Genomic DNA, 17,249 nt, shown 5'->3' with positions numbered 1-17,249 from the left:
ACGCCGACGCAGACCAGAACCAGCAGGGCGGAGAAGAAGGCCTCAAGCACGGGGTGCTCCTCGGTGAGCTATTGGGGCAGGTATCAGAGCCGCTCCCACTCTAGTCGTGCGCGCCCCGCCCCTCTCTGCGAGGTGGCCTTACGGGTGACCGCGTGGATGGCCATACGATGCGGCCATGGCGAAGAAGCTCGTGATCAAGGTGACCGCAGGCGCAGATGCCCCCGAGCGCTGCTCGCAGGCGTTCACGGTGGCGGCCGTGGCCGTGGCCAGCGGCGTCGAGGTCTCCCTCTGGCTGACCGGTGAGTCCGCATGGTTCGCACTGCCGGGCCGCGCGGCGGAGTTCGAACTGCCGCACGCGGCGCCGCTCCCCGACCTGATCGACTCGATCGTGGCCGCCGGCCGGATCACGCTCTGCACGCAGTGCGCGGCGCGCCGCGAGATCACCGAGAAGGACGTGATCGACGGGGTGCGGATCGCGGGCGCGCAGGTGTTCGTCCAGGAGGCCATGTCCGAGGGCACGCAGGCGCTCGTCTACTGACGGGGCCGCCGCTTCCCGTCCAGCTCGTCCCACCACTCGTCGGACTTCGAGTCCCCCGAGGGGTCGTCCCACCAGCGGTCATCAGGACCTCGCCGGTTGGCCACCATGGCGGCGACCGGCGGGATCACCATCGCCACGACGCACATCCCGACGGCGACAGGGATGGACCAGAGCCGTACGACGCCCCACGCCAGGACGAAGAGCGCGATGCACGTCCCCATCATGGCGAAGTAGGCGTGCCGCCTTCGCGCGTACATACGTCCAGCGTAAGCCGAAGAACCGCACCCCGTTCCAGTGGCGTCCAACCGTTCCTGATCATCAAGTGCTGCGAGGTACCGGATACGGGACCCCACTCGATGGCCCGCCCCGAACGGTCTTGGGCGGGCTGGACCTCTGTCCGGCGCCGTCGGCGAGGCGCATCGTGTACGCCGTCCTCGGGGCGAACTTGGGCCCTGAGCGCGCGACCGAGGCAGGCTGGAGTACTGACACGGGCGGGCGATGGTCTTCCGTACCGGCCCCGGAATGCGCTCCCACGCACCCACTGCGGGCGGCTTCCGTCTTCTTGCGGAGTACGGTCTTCTCTGCCCTGCGCCGCGCGCCCAAGCCCTGGCCACGCCTCCCGAGCACGATCGCCGCAGCGTCATGTCGGGACGTCTTGTTCGACTTCGTACTGGTGGCCCCGCGCCAGTGCTGGGCTCCCCAACGACTGGAATAGGCCGGATCCACCACGATCACGGCCAGGCCCGCCCGGTGCGCCATCGCAACCAGCCGGGCAGCGAACCTCGCCGTTGGCATCCCCGCCACAAGAGCCCGGAAACGCCGCCCGCCGCGCCCCGTCCAACCGCACGTTTCACGGGCGGTGTCGAATCCCAGATCCTCAATGACCAGAGCGGTGGCCCCGACGTTCTTGGCATGGCGAATCAGAGTGCTGCAGGCATGCCGAATCTGGGCGTCGCGCCTCGAGGCGGAGCCGTGGTAGTCGACCATGACGCGTTCGGGACGCCCCACGGGATTGCCATGTGCGTCAAGACGCCAAGCGGCAAGATGGTCGGCATTGTGATCGACGCCGACCACCCCACCGGCCAGAGCCGACTTCATCAACTGCTCGTCGTCCATTCCGGCCGGCAGTTGGGCACGGAGAGGCGTGAAAGCGGCGGTGAGAATGCAGCGATCGGCATCGAAGCGAATCGTGTAGCCCACACTCCGGTGCGCGGCGACGTGTGAGCGCCAATCGGCATCCCGATACGCGAACGCGCAGGTGGCGTCCAGTCGATAGCGACCGAAACGATCACAGGACGCGGTATGGCGGGTTGCGAGCTCGGGAGGCAGCTTGATCAGTACCGACCCCTGCGGGCTGATCTGGATCGACTGGTTACCGAAGGTCTTGCCCGACTCCCCGTCGGCCTCGATCCGAGTCCGTGCATCACTCCAACGCCGCCTCCACCGGACCAAGTCCACCCCGGACTCATCCAGGTGCAGACGGTTGCGCAACAGATCCTTCCCGCCGCGCACCACGCGCACTCTCCCCGCCGCGAGATCGGCGGCGACCCGTGCGGCAACTGCGCTCAGATGCTGGAGACGCCGCTGCTTGGCAGCTCTTACCTGCTGAGTCGGGTACCCCCGCGTACGGGTAGGCACATCACAGGACGCCACCGGAACCGCGAGACGCCCCTCGATCGCAGCGATCGCTGTGGTGAGCTGGTGCAGGTGGGCGGTCTGACCACGGCGCGACAATTCCCACTGTTCGTTGGAGCGCCGGACGATCGTCCCCGCCCAGCGAGAGGAGGTCAGGGCAGTCAGCTCTCGCTTACGACGTGCGAAATCCGCAGCCGATTGGTCTTCGCCCAAGAACGCCCGCTGAGCCAGATCTCGCACGGCCAGCTCCGACAGCAGACCTCCGAGTTCACGCAGGATCAACTCGTCACGCTCTGAGAGCCGCAACCGGGTCTGCACCGCCAGTCCGGGCAAGGGAGCAGTCAAGCGGGGCGGAGTAAGAACACGCAGGCCGGAGGGAGACCGCTCCACCACGCCCTCCCCCTCCTGTGTACGCCCATCGAACAGCTCAACGAAGCGCGAGAAGGGAGGTCACTCTTTTGGCCCAGCGAATTCTGGCGTCGAACGGCACGAAGGACCGCATCCCGATTCTGGAAAGGCGTCCAACCCCCAGGGATGCGGCCCTCCGGCCGTTCAGGTGCGTCAAGAACTAGACGGCGATCGCGACCTCCGCGAGGCCGCCCGTCTGCGCCACGACCGTGCGGTCGGCCGTGCCGCCCGGGATCAGGGCGCGCAGCGTCCACGTGCCCTCGGCCGCGTAGAAGCGGAACTGGCCGGTCGCCGAGGTCGGGACCTCGGCGGTGAACTCGCCGGTCGAGTCGAGCAGGCGCACGTAGCCGCTGACGGGTTCGCCGTCGCGGGTCACCTGGCCCTGGATGGTGGTCTCGCCGGGCTTGATCGTCGAGGCGTCGGGTCCGCCGGCCTTCGCTCCACACATATGCGTTCGTCCTTAACTGGTCACTGCGGGGGTTCGGGGAGGGTTACTTGTTGGCGCCGAGTTCGATCGGGACGCCGACGAGGGAGCCGTACTCGGTCCAGGAGCCGTCGTAGTTCTTGACGTTGGTCTGGCCGAGCAGCTGGTGCAGGACGAACCAGGTGAGCGCCGAGCGCTCACCGATGCGGCAGTACGCGATGGTGTCCTTGGCGAGGTCGACCTGCTCGTCCTCGTAGAGGGCCTTGAGCTCGTCGTCCGACTTGAAGGTGCCGTCGTCGTTGGCGTTCTTCGACCACGGGATGTTGCGCGCGGACGGGACGTGGCCCGGACGCTGCGACTGCTCCTGCGGCAGGTGCGCCGGGGCGAGCAGCTTGCCGCTGAACTCGTCGGGCGAACGGACGTCGACCAGGTTCTGCGCGCCGATCGCGGCCACGACGTCGTCGCGGAAGGCGCGGATCGAGGTGTCCTGGGGCTTGGCCTTGTAGGAGGTGGCCGGGCGCTGCGGGACCTGGTCGCCGTCGACCAGGTCGCGGGAGTCGAGCTCCCACTTCTTGCGGCCGCCGTCGAGGAGCTTCACGTCCTGGTGGCCGTAGAGCTTGAAGTACCAGAAGGCGTAGGACGCGAACCAGTTGTTGTTGCCGCCGTAGAGGACGACGGTGGTGTCGTTCGCGATGCCCTTGCCGGACAGGAGCTTCTCGAAGCCCTCCTGGTCGACGAAGTCGCGGCGGACCGGGTCCTGGAGGTCGTCGGTCCAGTCGATGCGGATCGCGTTCTTGATGTGGTTCTTGTCGTACGCGGAGGTGTCTTCGTCGACCTCGACGATGGCGACCTTCGGGTCGTCGATGTGGGCCTCGACCCAGTCGGCGTCTACCAGGACGTCGCTGCGGCTCATACTTCTTCTCCTCCGGGGCAGTTGCGGCGGGGCTGCGGTGCTGTGCGAGGGGATGCCGGGTACGGGCTGTGATTGCGCGGTGGCGCGTCGTACGCGGCACGGGGTGGCCCTGACGAGGTCAACGGGCCGGGGGGATACGGGAGTCGGAGCTCCCGCTCAGAAGGTGCGACAGAGCATGGCGGCGACGCGGCACAGGTCTACTGCCCGCCGCTTCGTGAGGTCCGCCTGTCGCTGCATGCGTCCGATCGTAAGGACGCAAGGGTGGCCGTGTCACCGGCGTGTCGGATGATGAGACACGATCATCCGCATACTGGGATTCGTTGAACGCCGAAGCCGCCCGCGCGGGGGCGGGGGCCGGTCTGCACCCTCGCCGCATCCATCGCGCGGACGGCTCTGTCTCGTACTGCGGAACGGCCGCTCCAGGCGGCCCCCCGGGCCTTCGCCCGCGCGCCTCAGCCCGTGCGCCTCAGCCCGCGAGCTTCACGTTCGTGCCCTTGACCGAGATGTCCACGCCGTCCTGCGCCGCCTTCACCTCGTCGATCTTGATGCCGCCCGGCAGTCCGCTGACCTTCTCCTCGAAGTCGGTCACGTCGCGGACCAGGCCCTCGGGGAGGGGGATCGAGATGCCCATGACCTCGAACTTCTTCGGGATCTCGTCGGCGTTCACCTTGATCGTGTCGCCCTCGACCCGGACCGAGCTGAGCACGTGCACCGGCTTGGGCAGCTTCGTGCCGCCCTTGCTCACCTCGACCTCGACCTTGATCTTGCCGTCGCCGCCGTCCGAGAGCCCGACGACCTTGCCGGTGGCGCCGAGGGGCAGCTCGACCGGCTCGCCCTGCGCCTCCTTGAGCAGCTCGTCGTACGAGATCCGGGCCGTGCCGGTGGCTGTCTGCGCGGTGGCGGAGCTGTAGTCGCCGGAGAACTCGACGCCCTGCATCCGGGCGTTCAGATCGGCGATGCGGATCTTGTCGGAGCCGGAGGTGGCGTCGTAGTTCTCGATGCCGATCTCGACGTCGTCGAGCGTGCCGCCCGCGACCTGGGTCAGGAAGGGAAAGCCCTTGATGGAGACGTCGGGGGTCTCGCCGAGCCCCTCGCTGGTACGCAGCTTCTCCGCCGCCTCGTCCTCCGCGAAACCCACCGCGAGGCGGTCGGCACCCACGAAGAGGCCGCCCAGGATCACGACGACGGTCAGAAGTATTCGTACGGCCCGCTTGCTCATGTCCGGTGTTCCCCCACCTTGTCCCCCGACAACTGTCGTTTGCCGCGAGCCTAAAGGACAGGTCCCCGGCGGGAGAGCCCGACCGGGGACCTGTCGATCAGCTGTGACGATCAGCTGGGACGTTCAGCCGTGACGTTCGGCTTCCGGGATCAGCCGATGGCCCGGCCGAGGAGGTAGACGGCCGGAGCCGCGGCGGCGAGCGGCAGGGCGACGCCCGCCGTCATGTGCACGAAGCGGGACGGATAGTCGTAGCTCGCGACCCGGTGGCCGATCAGCGCGCAGACACCGGCGCCGAGGCCGAGCAGCGCGCCCTTGGTGCCGAAGTCCGTCGTACCGCCGACGGCGATCCCGGCTCCGGTGGCGGCGAGCAGCGCGACGACGACGGAGGCGGGCGTCGGCAGGGGCAGCGCACGGGCGATCACGGCGACCGCGACGGCGATGCCGCCCACCGTCACGGCATCGTCCGACGCCGCGAGATGCCCGGTCGCGATGATCGCGAGCGCGGCGGAGGCGACGGTGGCCATGAGACCGGCCATCCGCTCGTCGGCGGAGGCGCGGCTGCGCAGCTGCAGGACGAGCACGAGCAGCACCCACACGCCCAGGGTGCCGAGGATCGCGGCGGGCGCGTTCTCCTTGCCGGTGACGAGCAGCGCGATGTCGGCGACGACGCCGCCCATGAAGGCGAGCGCGATGCCCTGCCGGGCGGGCCACATCCCGTTGAGCCGGAACCATCCGGCGGCGGTGACGGCCTGCAGCAGGATCAGCGGTACGAGGAGTGCGTACTGCCCGACGGCCGCGGTCCCTGCGAGCAGCAGCCCGAGGACGGCGGTCAGCGCGGCGGGCTGAATCCCCGGCTCTATGACCGGCGACCGCCCTTCGGCCCGAGCACGCTGGGCGTCGGTGACACGGGGGTTGCCGGTGGTGGTGGCGGGGCCGTAGGTGGAGGAGTCAGTCTCGGGCGCGGGCTCAGGGTCTGCCGCCCCGGCCATGTGGCCGGCCGCCGCCCCGGCCATGGGCAGGCGTCCCGCAGGGCGGGACGGGTGGGCATGGCCACCGAAGCTGCCGGGTTCCGAATAGCCGGGCGGTTCCGAAGGCACCGGCTGGCCGTAAGCCTGCGGGGGCAGATAAGCCGTCTCCGTCACGTCCACCACAGGCGATGGCTGGATCTGGGTGTCCCAGGTCTGCCCCTCCCACTGCTGGGTGTACGCGTCCTGGGCGTACGCCTGCTGCTGTGGGTACTGGTACTGCTGCTGTGCGTACGGCTGCTCGGAGGAGTAGCCCTGCTGCGGCTCAGGGGCGGCGTAGGGCTGCTGCTCAGGCGCGGGCGCAGGGGCAGCGGCAGGGGGATACCCCTGCCGGTACGGGTCGTAGTCCCCGTACCCCTCGTACCCCTCATATCGCGGATCGCTCATATCGCTGCTCACCCTCCTGCGAACGGCGGGAGCACCTCGACCGTGCCGCCCTCGGCCAGCCGTACCGTCTCATGCCCACGGGTACCCACGGGATCACCGTCGATGAGGAACGAGCATCGCCGCAGTACACGGACCAGCTCACCGGGGTGTCGCTCGCGCGCCGCGTCCAACGCCTCGGCGAGTGTCGTCGCGGCGTACGGCTCCTCGGCGACGCCTGCGGCCGCTTTGGCCGCGGCCCAGTAACGAATGGTGCCGTTCACCACGTCAGCTCCTCTCCTTCGGCGATTGCCGATCCTTCGGCGGATGCCGATCCTTCGGCGGTTGCCGACGTCCATGATGCCGTGGCCCACTCGGCGATCCGACCGAGCAGCGCGTCGTCCGCCGCGTTCTCCGCGTGCCCCATCCCCGCCTCGAGCCAGAGCTCCGCCCCGCCCTCGGCGGCGGCGGCCAGCATCCGGGGGTGGTCCACGGGGAAGTACGGGTCACGGTCGCCGTGCACGAACAGCAGTGGCGTGGGCGCGATCAGCGGGACCGATTCCACCGGTGACAGCGGGACGGGGTCCCACTCGTGCGGGTGGATTCGCGTGCGCAGGCCCACCCGGCCCACCACGCGCCCCATGGGCCGCGTCACCACCCAGTGCAGCCGCCGCATCGGCGCCGTCCCCCGGTAGAACCAACGGGCCGGAGCGCTCACGGCGATCACCGCGTCAACCCGCGCTTCCGTGCGCCCCCCATGCGCGGCACCGGCGAGCGCCGCGTGCCGGAGCACCACGGAACCGCCCATCGAGAAGCCCACCGTCACCACCCGCGCATGGCCGAAGGAGCGCGCCCACTCCACCGCGGCCGCCAGATCGAGCACCTCGCGGTCGCCGACCGTGGAGAGCCCGCCGGACGCCCCGTGGCCCCGGAAGGAGAACGTGATCACGGCCGCACGCTGCGCGAAGACACCCGCGGCGCGGCGCACGTGCGGCCGGTCGATGCCGCCCGTGAAGCCGTGCGCGAGCACGATCGCGAGCTCCCCCGCGGGGTCGGGCCCGGGGTCGTACGCGGCGTCGATATCGACTCCGTCCTGTGTACGGAGCGTTGCGCGCCGTTGAACGTGAGAGGGAGTGCGAGTGATCGGCGGCACAGAAGATCCCGCCGCTTGACCTGCCGGACCGGAGTTCATGTGGGCTATTCTCCTTGGCAGAGGATCCGGGCAGCGACGCCCCCGGGTCCTTTCGTGCTTTCTGAACCGCACGTGGGGACCCAGGGCGCGGGCTCCCCGACGCACGACCGCAGTACGCAGTACCGCAGTACGAAGCAGTGCCGTAAACGTCCTCGCAGGGACCGAGGAGGAACCGACGTTATGGGCGAGCGAACCGTGCACAACCGTAAGACGACCCAGGCAGGTGGGCGGCGATGAGTTCTCTGCTGCTCCTCACCAATGCCCTTCAGCCGTCGACGGAGGTGCTTCCCGCCCTCGGCCTGCTGCTGCACAACGTGCGGGTGGCCCCCGCCGAAGGCCCGGCCCTCGTCGACACCCCTGGTGCCGACGTCATCCTGATCGACGGCAGGCGTGACCTGCCGCAGGTCCGCAGCCTCTGCCAGCTCCTCCGCTCCACGGGACCCGGCTGTCCACTCGTCCTCGTCGTCACGGAGGGCGGCCTCGCGGCCGTCACCGCCGACTGGGGCATCGACGACGTACTCCTCGACACCGCGGGGCCCGCCGAGGTCGAGGCGCGTCTGCGCCTCGCGATGGGCCGCCAGTCGATCACCGCCGACGACTCCCCCATGGAGATCCGCAACGGCGATCTCTCCGTGGACGAGGCGACGTACAGCGCGAAGCTGAAGGGCCGGGTCCTGGACCTGACCTTCAAGGAGTTCGAGCTCCTCAAGTACCTGGCGCAGCACCCCGGGCGCGTGTTCACGCGAGCCCAGCTGCTCCAGGAGGTCTGGGGCTACGACTACTTCGGTGGCACGCGGACGGTCGACGTACACGTACGGCGCCTTCGCGCGAAGCTCGGTGTCGAGCACGAGTCACTCATCGGCACCGTCCGGAATGTCGGCTATCGCTTCGTCACTCCGGAGAAGGTCGAACGTGCGGCCGACGGGGAGAAGGCGAAGGCGGCGCGGCCGCCGGCCGAGGGCGAACACAGGGAGATCCCGAAGCGGGACGCGGCGCCCGCCGTGTCCCCGCCGAAGGAAGCTGTCGTACGCCCTGCCCAGCGGTAGTTCCATCCGCGTAGACTCCGCGCGTGGCCAAGGTGACTCGGGATGACGTGGCGCGACTTGCGGGTACTTCCACCGCCGTCGTCAGCTACGTCATCAACAACGGACCCCGGCCGGTTGCCCCGGCCACGCGCGAGCGTGTACTCGCCGCGATCAAAGAGCTGGGGTACCGGCCCGACCGGGTCGCCCAGGCCATGGCGTCGCGGCGTACCGACCTCATAGGCATGATCGTGCCGGACGCGCGTCAGCCCTTCTTCGCGGAGATGACGCATGCCGTGGAGCAGGCGGCGTCCGAGCGCGGAAAAATGGTGCTCGTCGGCAACACGGACTACGTGGACGAGCGTGAGGCCCACTATCTGCGGGCCTTCCTCGGCATGCGGGTCTCCGGGCTCATCCTCGTCAGCCACGGCCTGACGGATTCGGCCGCCGCCGAGATCGACGCGTGGGACGCGCGGGTCGTGCTGCTTCACGAGCGGCCCGAGGCGATCGACGACGTCGCCGTCGTCACGGACGACCTGGGCGGCGCGCAGCTGGCCACCCGGCACCTTCTCGAGCACGGGCACGAGTACGTCGCCTGCGTCGGAGGCACCGCTGAGACCCCGACCGTCGGTGACCCCGTCTCCGACCATGTCGAGGGGTGGCGGCGGGCCATGCGGGAGGCCGGGCGTTCGGTGGAGGGGCGGCTCTTCGAAGCCCCGTACAACCGGTACGACGCGTACCAGATGGCGCTTGAGCTGCTTGCCCGGCCGGATCGGCCGACGGCCATCTTCTGCTCCACGGACGACCAGGCGATCGGCATTCTGCGCGCCGCGCGCGAGCTCCGGATCGATGTGCCGGGGCAGTTGGCTGTCGCCGGGTTCGACGACGTCAAGGAGGCGGGTCTGACGGATCCGCCGCTGACGACGGTGGCGTCGGACCGGCCTGCGATGGCGCGCGCGGCGGTTGACCTGGTCCTGGACGACGGACTCCGGGTCGCGGGTTCGCGCCGGGAGCGGTTGAAGCTGTTCCCGTCCCGTCTTGTGGTCCGCCAGTCCTGCGGCTGTAACTGACACCTGCCCGCGGCGGGGTGATCGGGTGGGTGGGCGGGAAAGAATCGCCGCGAAGCGGCGGCTTTATATGGGGCATACGAGGTTCTACCGGTGTTCTCAGGGCACACTCAGCCGCCTCTCATGAACACCCCGCAGCCTAGATTCCATGACAAACAGCGGCGAGTACCCCCAGCAGCAGCAGTCGTCAGCGCCTGTTCATCAGGGCGGTACGCAAGGCGGCGCCTACCCGCCCCCGCCCGCTTTCGCACCGGAAGAGCCCCCGAAGCCTCCGAAGCCCCCGCGCCGGCGGGCCAAGGGCCCCCTGGCCCTGCTCGCCGCCGTCGCCATCGCGGCCGCAGCGGTAGGCGGCGGCACCGCCTACGCCTTCCAGGAGCTGACCGGCAAGGACGGCACGTCCAGCAGCGCCACCAACACGAACGTCGTGCCCACCAGCCAGAAGGGCACCGTCTCCGGGGTCGCCGAGGCGGTCAGCCCCAGCATCGTGGAGATCAGCGCGAAGTCCAGCTCGGGCGAGGCCACCGGATCCGGCGTGATCATCACGGGCGACGGCGAGATCATCACCAACAACCACGTGATCTCCGGTGCCTCGTCGGTCAAGGTGACGACGAACGACGGGAAGTCGTACGACGCCAAGGTCGTCGGCACCGACAGCAAGAAGGACCTGGCGCTGATCAAGGTCGAGGGCGCATCCGGGCTCAAGGCCGCGAGCCTCGGCAACTCCGACAACGTCAAGATCGGCGACGACGTCGTGGCGATCGGCTCCCCCGAGGGCCTGACCGGCACCGTCACCAGCGGCATCATCTCCGCCCTCGACCGGGACGTCACCGTCTCGACGGACGAGGACCAGGGTCAGCAGCAACAGCAGGGCGGTGGCGGCTGGCCGTTCGAGTACGGCGGCGAGCAGTTCAACGGCGACACCGGGTCGTCGAAGACCACGTACAAGGCCATGCAGACCGATGCCTCGCTCAACCCGGGCAACTCCGGCGGCGCGCTCATCGACATGAACGGCAACATCATCGGCATCAACTCCGCGATGTACTCGCCCAGTTCGTCGCAGAGCGGCACCGGGTCGAGCTCGGGCAGCGTCGGCCTCGGCTTCAGCATCCCGATCAACACGGTCAAGGCCGACCTCGACACCCTGCGGGCCGGCTCCACCGACTGACCCCGACCACGCTCCCTTGGAGGCCGCCATGTCCGGAACCCTGATCACCGTCAACCGCGCCCGGCACGCCCTCGCCGTCACCGTCGGCTGGGGCAGCCTGCCCGACACCGATCCGGCGGGGCTCGGCCTCCCCCTCGCCGTGGCCGGGGAACTGCACGGCGCCTCCGCGGCCCGTGCCCCGGAGGTGGCCACGGCCCCTCCGTCGTCCCGCCCCGCCGCACGCCGCAAGCCCCGCGCGCGCGTGCGAGGCTGATACCGGCCCCGTCCACCGCCCCGTACCCGAGGAAGTACCAAGCCGATGAGCCCCGCCGAAGGCGACCGCGAACAGCTGCGCATCCTGATCGTCGACGACGAGCCCGCCGTGCGGGAGGCGCTGCAGCGCAGCCTCGCCTTCGAGGGGTACGGCACGGAGGTCGCCGTCGACGGCGCCGACGCGCTTGAGAAGGCGGCGGCCTACCGCCCCGACCTCGTCGTGCTCGACATCCAGATGCCCCGCATGGACGGCCTCACCGCCGCGCGCCGGCTCCGCTCGACCGGGTCTCTGACGCCCATCTTGATGCTCACCGCGCGCGACACCGTGGGCGACCGCGTCACGGGGCTCGACGCCGGAGCCGACGACTATCTGGTCAAGCCGTTCGAGCTGGACGAGCTCTTCGCCCGGATCCGGGCGCTCCTGCGCCGCAGTTCGTACGCCACCACCGCCGGGCAGGCCGAGGAAGGCGACATGCTCGCCTTCGCCGACCTGCGGATGGACCTCGCGACGCGTGAGGTCACTCGCGGGGCGCGCACGGTGGAGCTGACCCGCACGGAGTTCACCTTGCTGGAGATGTTCCTCGCGCATCCCCGGCAGGTGCTTACGCGGGAGCAGATCCTCAAGGCCGTGTGGGGCTTCGACTTCGAGCCCTCCTCCAACTCCCTCGACGTGTACGTGATGTACCTGCGCCGCAAGACGGAGGCGGGGGGCGAGCCTCGCCTTGTTCATACGGTGCGGGGTGTGGGGTACGTGTTGCGGCCGGGTTCCGGCGGGGGCGTCGAGTGAAGGGGCTGGTCCGCCGGTACCGCACCATGCCGCTCCGCTCGCGCCTGGCGATGCTGGTGACCGTCGCGGTGGCGGTCGCCGTCGCGGTGGCGGCGGTGGCCTGCTGGTTCGTGGTGCGGAAAGCGCTGATGAACTCGCTGGACGACGCGCTGAGCACCAACCGGGCCGGTACCCCCGAGGTGGTCAGCCGGATCGACCTGGAGGGGAACTGCCAGCGCTCCGTCATCCGTGACAAGGACGATCCGGATCTGTTCAAGCAGACGATCCAGGTCGTCGACCAGCACGGCGGCCACTGCGTCATCGTCGGCACACAGTCCGTCAAGGTCACCGACGAGGACACCGCGGTCGCCAAGCGCGAGTCCGGCGAGGTCTACCACACGGTGACCGCGTCGAACGGCGCCAAGTACCGGGTCCTCACCTACCCGCTGGAGGGCCCCCAGGGCCTCGCCGTCACCGTCGCACGCCCCCTCAGCGAGGTCGACGACACCCTCGGCAACCTCGTCCTCGTACTGGCCGTCGTCGCCGGAATCGGAGTCATCGGAGCCGGCGCCGCCGGCCTCTGGGTGGCCCGCACCGGTCTGCGCCCCGTCGACGAGCTCACCGCGGCGGTCGAGCACGTGGCCCGTACGGAGGACCTGGATCTGAGGATCCCCGCCGAAGGCGACGACGAGATCGCCCGCCTCTCGCGGTCCTTCAACTCCATGACCGCCTCCCTCGCATCGTCCCGCGACCTGCAGCAGCAGCTCATCGCCGACGCGGGCCACGAGCTGCGCACCCCCCTCACCTCACTGCGTACGAACATCGAGCTGCTCGCCCGCAGCGAGGAGACGGGCCGCGCGATCCCGCCGGACGACCGCAAGGCCCTGCTCGCCTCCGTCACGGCGCAGATGACCGAACTGGCCGCGCTGATCGGCGACCTGCAGGAGCTGTCGCGCACCGACGACGGCGGGCACGGCGGCAAGGTGCAGGTCATCGCCCTGCACGACGTCGTGGAGACCGCCCTGGAGCGGGCGCGCCTGCGCGGGCCAGAGCTGGCGTTCGCCGCGGACCTCGCCCCCTGGTACGTACGCGCGGAGCCCGCGGCCCTTGAGCGGGCCGTCGTGAACATCCTGGACAATGCGGTGAAATTCGGGCCATCGGGCTCCACCGTCGAGGTCGCCCTGAAGGGCGGCGCGCTGACCGTCCGCGATCACGGCCCCGGCATCCCCACCGACGAACTCCCGCACGTCTTCGACCGGTTCTGGCGCTCCCCGTCGGCCCGCAGCCTGCCGGGGTCGGGCCTGGGCCTGTCCATCGTGGCCCGCACCGTGCACCAGTCCGGCGGCCGGGTCGACCTCCGGCACGCCGAGGGCGGCGGGACGGTGGCGACGGTCCGCCTGCCGGGAGCGCCTACCCCGCCCCCCGCCACGGCGTGAGCCCCCTGGCCGTCGCCTGCTACTTGCCGATGCCGAGCCCCGACCCCGAAAGCAGCACCCGGATCCCGTCCTTGCGCACACTCACGTCCTGCAGCCACACGTTCCCCGTACCCGGCAGCTTCGGCAGCTGGAAGGCGAGCGTCAGGCGGTCGGCGAGCACGGGGCGGGTGAGCTGGGAGAGGCCCTTCAGGAGCGCCGGGTCCAGGCCCAGCTTCTTCAGGAGCTCGGGGTGGCCCATCGCCACGTCGATGAGGTTCAGGCCCATCACGTCGTTCACGAAGCGCGGGGAGCCGACGAGCTCGTTCAGCTTGGTGTCGCTCTTCAGGGCGCCGCTGACCACGGAGTCCGGGACGCCGAGCCGCTTGACGATCGACGGCACGGAGAGCAGCGCCTTCGCCTTGGCCGTCTCCTCGCCGAGGCGGTCCGCGGAGGCCTTGCTGAGGTGCAGGCCCTCGGACTCGCGGGTGCCGGGACGGTAGGTCGCCAGGTCGCCGATCTGCAGGCTCATCCTGCCGATGTCGGTGGAGATGCCGCGGTCGCCGTTGCGCTGGATGCGGGCGTCGGCGCGCAGCTTCAGGTCGTGGCCCGCGACGGGCAGTGTGCCGCGCGCGAGCACCTGGTCGCGGCCGTGGCCGGTGAACGTGACCTGGGACGCGCCCAGTTCACGGTTCAGGTCGTCGAAGGAGAGCAGCACCTCGCCCTTCATCTCACGGATGAGGGCGCCCTTGATGTCGGTGGGCCCGTCGCCGGTGATCTTGACGTCCGTGGCGGTGGCGGAGACCTGGGCGAGCGAGATCCGGTCGGCCGCGACGTCCGGGACGGTGACCTTGACCTTGTCCACGCGCTTGTCGAAGACCTGGGTCAGGAAGGGGAAGCCCTCGATCTCGACCTCGGGGGCGGCGCTCAGGTGCATGGAGTCCTTGAGCTTCTCCGCGGCTTCGTGCTCGGCGTAGAGCAGGGCCCAGCGGTCGCCGAGGGCGAGGAAGGCGGCGAGCACGACGAGGGCGACGACGGCCTTCGCAGCGAGTGGGAGCCCGGCGAACCGGTTGCGGCGGCGGCTGCCGCGGCGGTGGTTCGGAGGCTGCCAGGGGGCGTCCGGCTTGCCGGCTTCATCTGCGTTGTCGTCGTCGTCCGTCTCGTGGAGGAAGTCCTCCAGCGGATTCGGGGAGGCGAGGGCGCCGAGCTCGTCGTACGGATTGAGCGGAGCGGTGGTCTCTACCGCCTCTGGAGTTGCTTCTGGGGGAACCGATTCGGCGTGCCAACCATCAGACGGATAGGCCTGGTTGTGATCGGGCGGAAGCGTGGCTATGCGGTGGGGGGAACGCATCAGCTGATTTCACCATACGTTCACACCCCACCCCAAGCCTTACGCCCAGTAACCGCCGATTTAGGCCACCTTCTGAGCGCATCTGTTAACGCGTCATTCACTTCACGATGGTGATCCTGTCCGCCTTGGGCGGCGCGATCGGCTTGTCCGCCGAGGAGTTGGCGGTCAGATAGTCGTTGAACGCCTTCAGGTCGTCACTGCCGACCAGCGGCTTCGTGCCCTTGCCGAGCTCGGCGAAGCCGTCGCCGCCGCCCGCCAGGAAGGAGTTCATCGCCACACGATAGGTGGTGGCCGGATCTATCGCCTTGCCGCCCAGCTTGATCGAGTCGGTGACGACGCGGTCGGCGCCGGACTTCGTCATGTCGAGCGTGTACGTCAGGCCGTCCGAGATCTGCAGAATCTTCGGGGATGCCTGGTTCGACCCGCTCACCTGCTGCTTGAGCCCGGTGATCAGCTGCGCGCCGGTCAGGTCGACGAGATTGACCGTGTTGCTGAACGGCTGCACGGTGAAGCCCTCGCCGTACGTCACGACGCCGTCACCCTCGCTCCCGCTCGCCTTGTGGACGAGGTCGGAGCGGATGCCGCCGGGGTTCATCAGCGCCAGATCCGTCTCGGGGTCGAGCGACTTGCCGTGCGCGAGCTGCGCGTCCGCGATCAGGTCGCCGAGCGGCGCCTCGGGGACGCCGGCGCCGCGGCCCGGGATGTCGGCGGAGATGAAGCCGACGGGCTTGTTGGCGACCGGGGCGGCCAGCTTGTCCCAGCGCGAGATGAGCGAGGTCATGTCGGGGGCCTTCGCCTGGTCCCGGCTGACCACGTGGTTCGCCGACTTCACGCTCGTACGGACGATGTCCTTGGTCTTGCGGTCGTACGTGAGCGTCGTGTCCGTGTAGAGCTTCCCGAAGGACGATGCGGACGTGACCATGCGGGGCTTGCCCGACGGGTCCGGGATGGTGCAGACGTACGCGGAGTGCGTGTGCCCGGTGACCAGGGCGTCGACCTTGGGCGTGATGCCCTTGGCGATGTCCGTGATGGGCCCCGAGATGCCGTCGCCCGCGCCTGGGGAGTCACAGTCGTAGTTGTACGCCTGGCTCGCGGGGGCGCCGCCCTCGTGGAGGAGCGTGACGATCGACTTCACGCCCTGCTTGTCGAGGATCTTGGCGTACTTGTTGACCGTCTCGATCTCGTCGTGGAACTTCAGGCCCTTGACGCCGTCGGCGGAGACGATGTCGGGCGTGCCCTCCAGGGTCACGCCGATGAAGCCGACCTTCACGCCCTTGTGCTTCCACACCCAGTACGGCTTGAGGATGGGCTTGTCCGTCTTCTCGTCGGTCACGTTGGCCGCGAGGTAGGGGTAGTCGGCCCCCTTGAACTTCTTGCCCTTCTCGAAGCAGCCGTCCTTGGGGTGACAGCCGCCCTTCTGCATGCGGGCCAGCTCCTTGGCCCCCTCGTCGAACTCGTGGTTCCCGACGCTGGTGACGTCGAGGCCGAGCTTGTTCATCGCCTCGATGGTCGGCTCGTCGTGGAACAGGCCGGACAGGAGCGGGCTGGCGCCTATGAGGTCACCGGCCGCGGCCGTGACGCTGTAGGGGTTGCCCTCGCGGGCCGTACGAAGCGACGTGGCGAGGTACTCGGCACCGCCCGCGTCGATCTTCTTCTCGGTCCCGTCGGGCTGCTTCTCCGTCACCTGGCCCGACGATCCGGCAGGCGGCTGCAGATTGCCGTGGAAGTCGTTGAAGGACAGCAGCTGCACGTCGACGGTGCGCTTCTTGCCCGCCGCGCCCGCTGTGTCCTGCCCGGCGGACTGCCCGGCGTTCGCGGGCAGCGCGGCGGCCAGCGCACCGAGCGTGGCGAGACCGGCCGCGGCGGCGAGCACACGGGCGGCGCGGCGTCTGGGCCGACGTGGCTGAGGAGTGGCTGACACGAGTCCCCCTGGGAGAGGTATGAGGCGGCTGAGGCGGTGACACTCGGTGCGCAGCCTAGAGTCAACGCGCGTAGCGCGACAGGGGGTTACGGGTTACGGGACGGTTGCCGTCCAGGGCGTCACGGACACTTGGGACAAGCGTGACGGCGCACGGGAACGACCACACGTACGCCGTGGTGCGCTCTCCCGCGAGCCGCGAGTACGTCCGTGATCTGCTCCTCGACCGGTCGCCGCCGTACCCTCGACTCCATGACTGACGAGCAGCAGCCTCCCGCCAACCTGCGGCAGATCGACACCGTCGCCGCCCTCACATCCGACCAGGCCGACGCCGTGCTCGGACTCATCGCGGAAGCGGCCCGCGCGGACGGCCAGCAGGCCGTGTCCGAGCAGGGGCGGCTGCAGCTGCGGGGAGGTGCGCGGACCGGGGTGCGGCATCTGCTGCTCGGCGTCGGCGACGAGCTCGTCGGGTACGCGCAGCTGGAGGACACCGACCCCATCGAGGCCCCCGCGGCCGAACTCGTCGTGCACCCCGCGCGCCGCGGCGGCGGGCACGGCCGCGGGCTCGGCACGGCGCTG

18 protein-coding genes and 1 pseudogene are annotated in these 17,249 nt (G+C 69.7%); 8 read left to right on the top strand and 11 right to left on the bottom strand.

From position 1 onward, the window contains the following. The first annotated feature begins 175 nt into the window (after window positions 1-175). Window positions 176-538, top strand: a complete 363-nt coding sequence (locus ABD378_RS13525) for a DsrE family protein (protein WP_344520960.1) — start codon at window positions 176-178, stop codon at window positions 536-538. On the opposite strand, the gene ABD378_RS13520 is transcribed toward ABD378_RS13525, so the two are convergent. The 9 genes from ABD378_RS13520 to ABD378_RS13485 all read right to left on the bottom strand — a co-directional run bounded on the left by ABD378_RS13520 (window position 532) and on the right by ABD378_RS13485 (window position 7,717). Further along, complete coding sequence (locus ABD378_RS13520; RefSeq protein ID WP_245238742.1) at window positions 532-795, bottom strand: DUF3099 domain-containing protein; 264 nt, start codon at window positions 793-795, stop codon at window positions 532-534. The two genes, ABD378_RS13525 and ABD378_RS13520, sit on opposite strands and share 7 nt — an antisense overlap. A gap of 61 nt (window positions 796-856) precedes the next feature. Continuing rightward, on the bottom strand, window positions 857-2,506 hold the full coding sequence (locus ABD378_RS13515; protein ID WP_344520959.1) for an IS200/IS605 family accessory protein TnpB-related protein: 1,650 nt from the start codon (window positions 2,504-2,506) through the stop codon (window positions 857-859). 235 nt (window positions 2,507-2,741) lie between these two features. After that, on the bottom strand, window positions 2,742-3,029 hold the full coding sequence (locus ABD378_RS13510; protein ID WP_160505842.1) for a DUF1416 domain-containing protein: 288 nt from the start codon (window positions 3,027-3,029) through the stop codon (window positions 2,742-2,744). 43 nt (window positions 3,030-3,072) lie between these two features. After that, window positions 3,073-3,918 (bottom strand): sulfurtransferase, encoded by an 846-nt coding sequence (locus tag ABD378_RS13505; protein WP_344520958.1) that lies wholly within the window; start codon window positions 3,916-3,918, stop codon window positions 3,073-3,075. Between the two features lie 156 nt (window positions 3,919-4,074). Further along, window positions 4,075-4,155, bottom strand: a complete 81-nt coding sequence (locus tag ABD378_RS44180) for a putative leader peptide (RefSeq protein ID WP_351007875.1) — start codon at window positions 4,153-4,155, stop codon at window positions 4,075-4,077. A gap of 229 nt (window positions 4,156-4,384) precedes the next feature. After that, window positions 4,385-5,137, bottom strand: a complete 753-nt coding sequence (locus tag ABD378_RS13500; protein WP_344520957.1) for an LmeA family phospholipid-binding protein — start codon at window positions 5,135-5,137, stop codon at window positions 4,385-4,387. A 149-nt stretch (window positions 5,138-5,286) separates the two neighbouring features. Continuing rightward, complete coding sequence (locus ABD378_RS13495; protein ID WP_344520956.1) at window positions 5,287-6,549, bottom strand: hypothetical protein; 1,263 nt, start codon at window positions 6,547-6,549, stop codon at window positions 5,287-5,289. Window positions 6,550-6,557: 8 nt separating this feature from the next. Next, the gene (locus ABD378_RS13490) at window positions 6,558-6,812 is read right to left on the bottom strand and encodes a MoaD/ThiS family protein (RefSeq protein WP_160505846.1); all 255 of its coding nucleotides are present in this window, start codon (window positions 6,810-6,812) and stop codon (window positions 6,558-6,560) included. Further along, window positions 6,806-7,717 (bottom strand): alpha/beta hydrolase, encoded by a 912-nt coding sequence (locus tag ABD378_RS13485; protein WP_344520955.1) that lies wholly within the window; start codon window positions 7,715-7,717, stop codon window positions 6,806-6,808. The genes ABD378_RS13490 and ABD378_RS13485 overlap by 7 nt, the downstream gene beginning before the upstream one ends. A gap of 233 nt (window positions 7,718-7,950) precedes the next feature. Here ABD378_RS13485 and ABD378_RS13480 point away from each other — a divergent pair, with 233 nt between their 5' ends. The 6 genes from ABD378_RS13480 to ABD378_RS13455 all read left to right on the top strand — a co-directional run bounded on the left by ABD378_RS13480 (window position 7,951) and on the right by ABD378_RS13455 (window position 13,425). Next, entirely contained in the window at window positions 7,951-8,763 is an 813-nt protein-coding gene (locus ABD378_RS13480) for a winged helix-turn-helix transcriptional regulator (protein ID WP_344520954.1), read from the top strand. 23 nt (window positions 8,764-8,786) lie between these two features. Then, window positions 8,787-9,809: a LacI family DNA-binding transcriptional regulator gene (locus tag ABD378_RS13475; RefSeq protein WP_344520953.1), complete on the top strand. Its 1,023-nt coding sequence runs from the start codon at window positions 8,787-8,789 to the stop codon at window positions 9,807-9,809. A 145-nt stretch (window positions 9,810-9,954) separates the two neighbouring features. Then, window positions 9,955-10,971, top strand: a complete 1,017-nt coding sequence (locus ABD378_RS13470) for a S1C family serine protease (protein WP_344520951.1) — start codon at window positions 9,955-9,957, stop codon at window positions 10,969-10,971. Between the two features lie 28 nt (window positions 10,972-10,999). Then, window positions 11,000-11,224: a hypothetical protein gene (locus ABD378_RS13465; protein WP_344520950.1), complete on the top strand. Its 225-nt coding sequence runs from the start codon at window positions 11,000-11,002 to the stop codon at window positions 11,222-11,224. A gap of 45 nt (window positions 11,225-11,269) precedes the next feature. Continuing rightward, window positions 11,270-12,010 carry a response regulator transcription factor gene (locus tag ABD378_RS13460; protein WP_344520948.1) on the top strand — a complete coding sequence of 247 codons (741 nt, stop codon included), beginning with the start codon at window positions 11,270-11,272 and terminating at the stop codon, window positions 12,008-12,010. Then, window positions 12,007-13,425 (top strand): sensor histidine kinase, encoded by a 1,419-nt coding sequence (locus ABD378_RS13455; RefSeq protein ID WP_344520947.1) that lies wholly within the window; start codon window positions 12,007-12,009, stop codon window positions 13,423-13,425. The genes ABD378_RS13460 and ABD378_RS13455 overlap by 4 nt, the downstream gene beginning before the upstream one ends. 19 nt (window positions 13,426-13,444) lie before the next feature. Here the strand turns inward: ABD378_RS13455 and ABD378_RS13450 are convergent, their stop codons facing one another. Together ABD378_RS13450 and ABD378_RS13445 are read right to left on the bottom strand one after the other, a co-directional pair. Continuing rightward, entirely contained in the window at window positions 13,445-14,752 is a 1,308-nt protein-coding gene (locus tag ABD378_RS13450) for an LmeA family phospholipid-binding protein (protein ID WP_344520946.1), read from the bottom strand. A 97-nt stretch (window positions 14,753-14,849) separates the two neighbouring features. Continuing rightward, window positions 14,850-16,673 (bottom strand): bifunctional metallophosphatase/5'-nucleotidase, encoded by a 1,824-nt coding sequence (locus tag ABD378_RS13445; RefSeq protein ID WP_344520945.1) that lies wholly within the window; start codon window positions 16,671-16,673, stop codon window positions 14,850-14,852. A 249-nt stretch (window positions 16,674-16,922) separates the two neighbouring features. Between ABD378_RS13445 and ABD378_RS13440 the strand changes: the two are divergent. After that, window positions 16,923-17,249 (top strand): annotated as a pseudogene (locus ABD378_RS13440) (mycothiol synthase); the annotation flags it as partial.

The organism is Streptomyces rectiviolaceus, from assembly GCF_039533825.1.
GTDB classification, from domain to species: domain Bacteria; phylum Actinomycetota; class Actinomycetes; order Streptomycetales; family Streptomycetaceae; genus Streptomyces; species Streptomyces rectiviolaceus.
The sequence above is the reverse complement of the archived record's forward strand: the minus strand, read 5'-3'. Positions and strand labels throughout refer to the sequence as shown.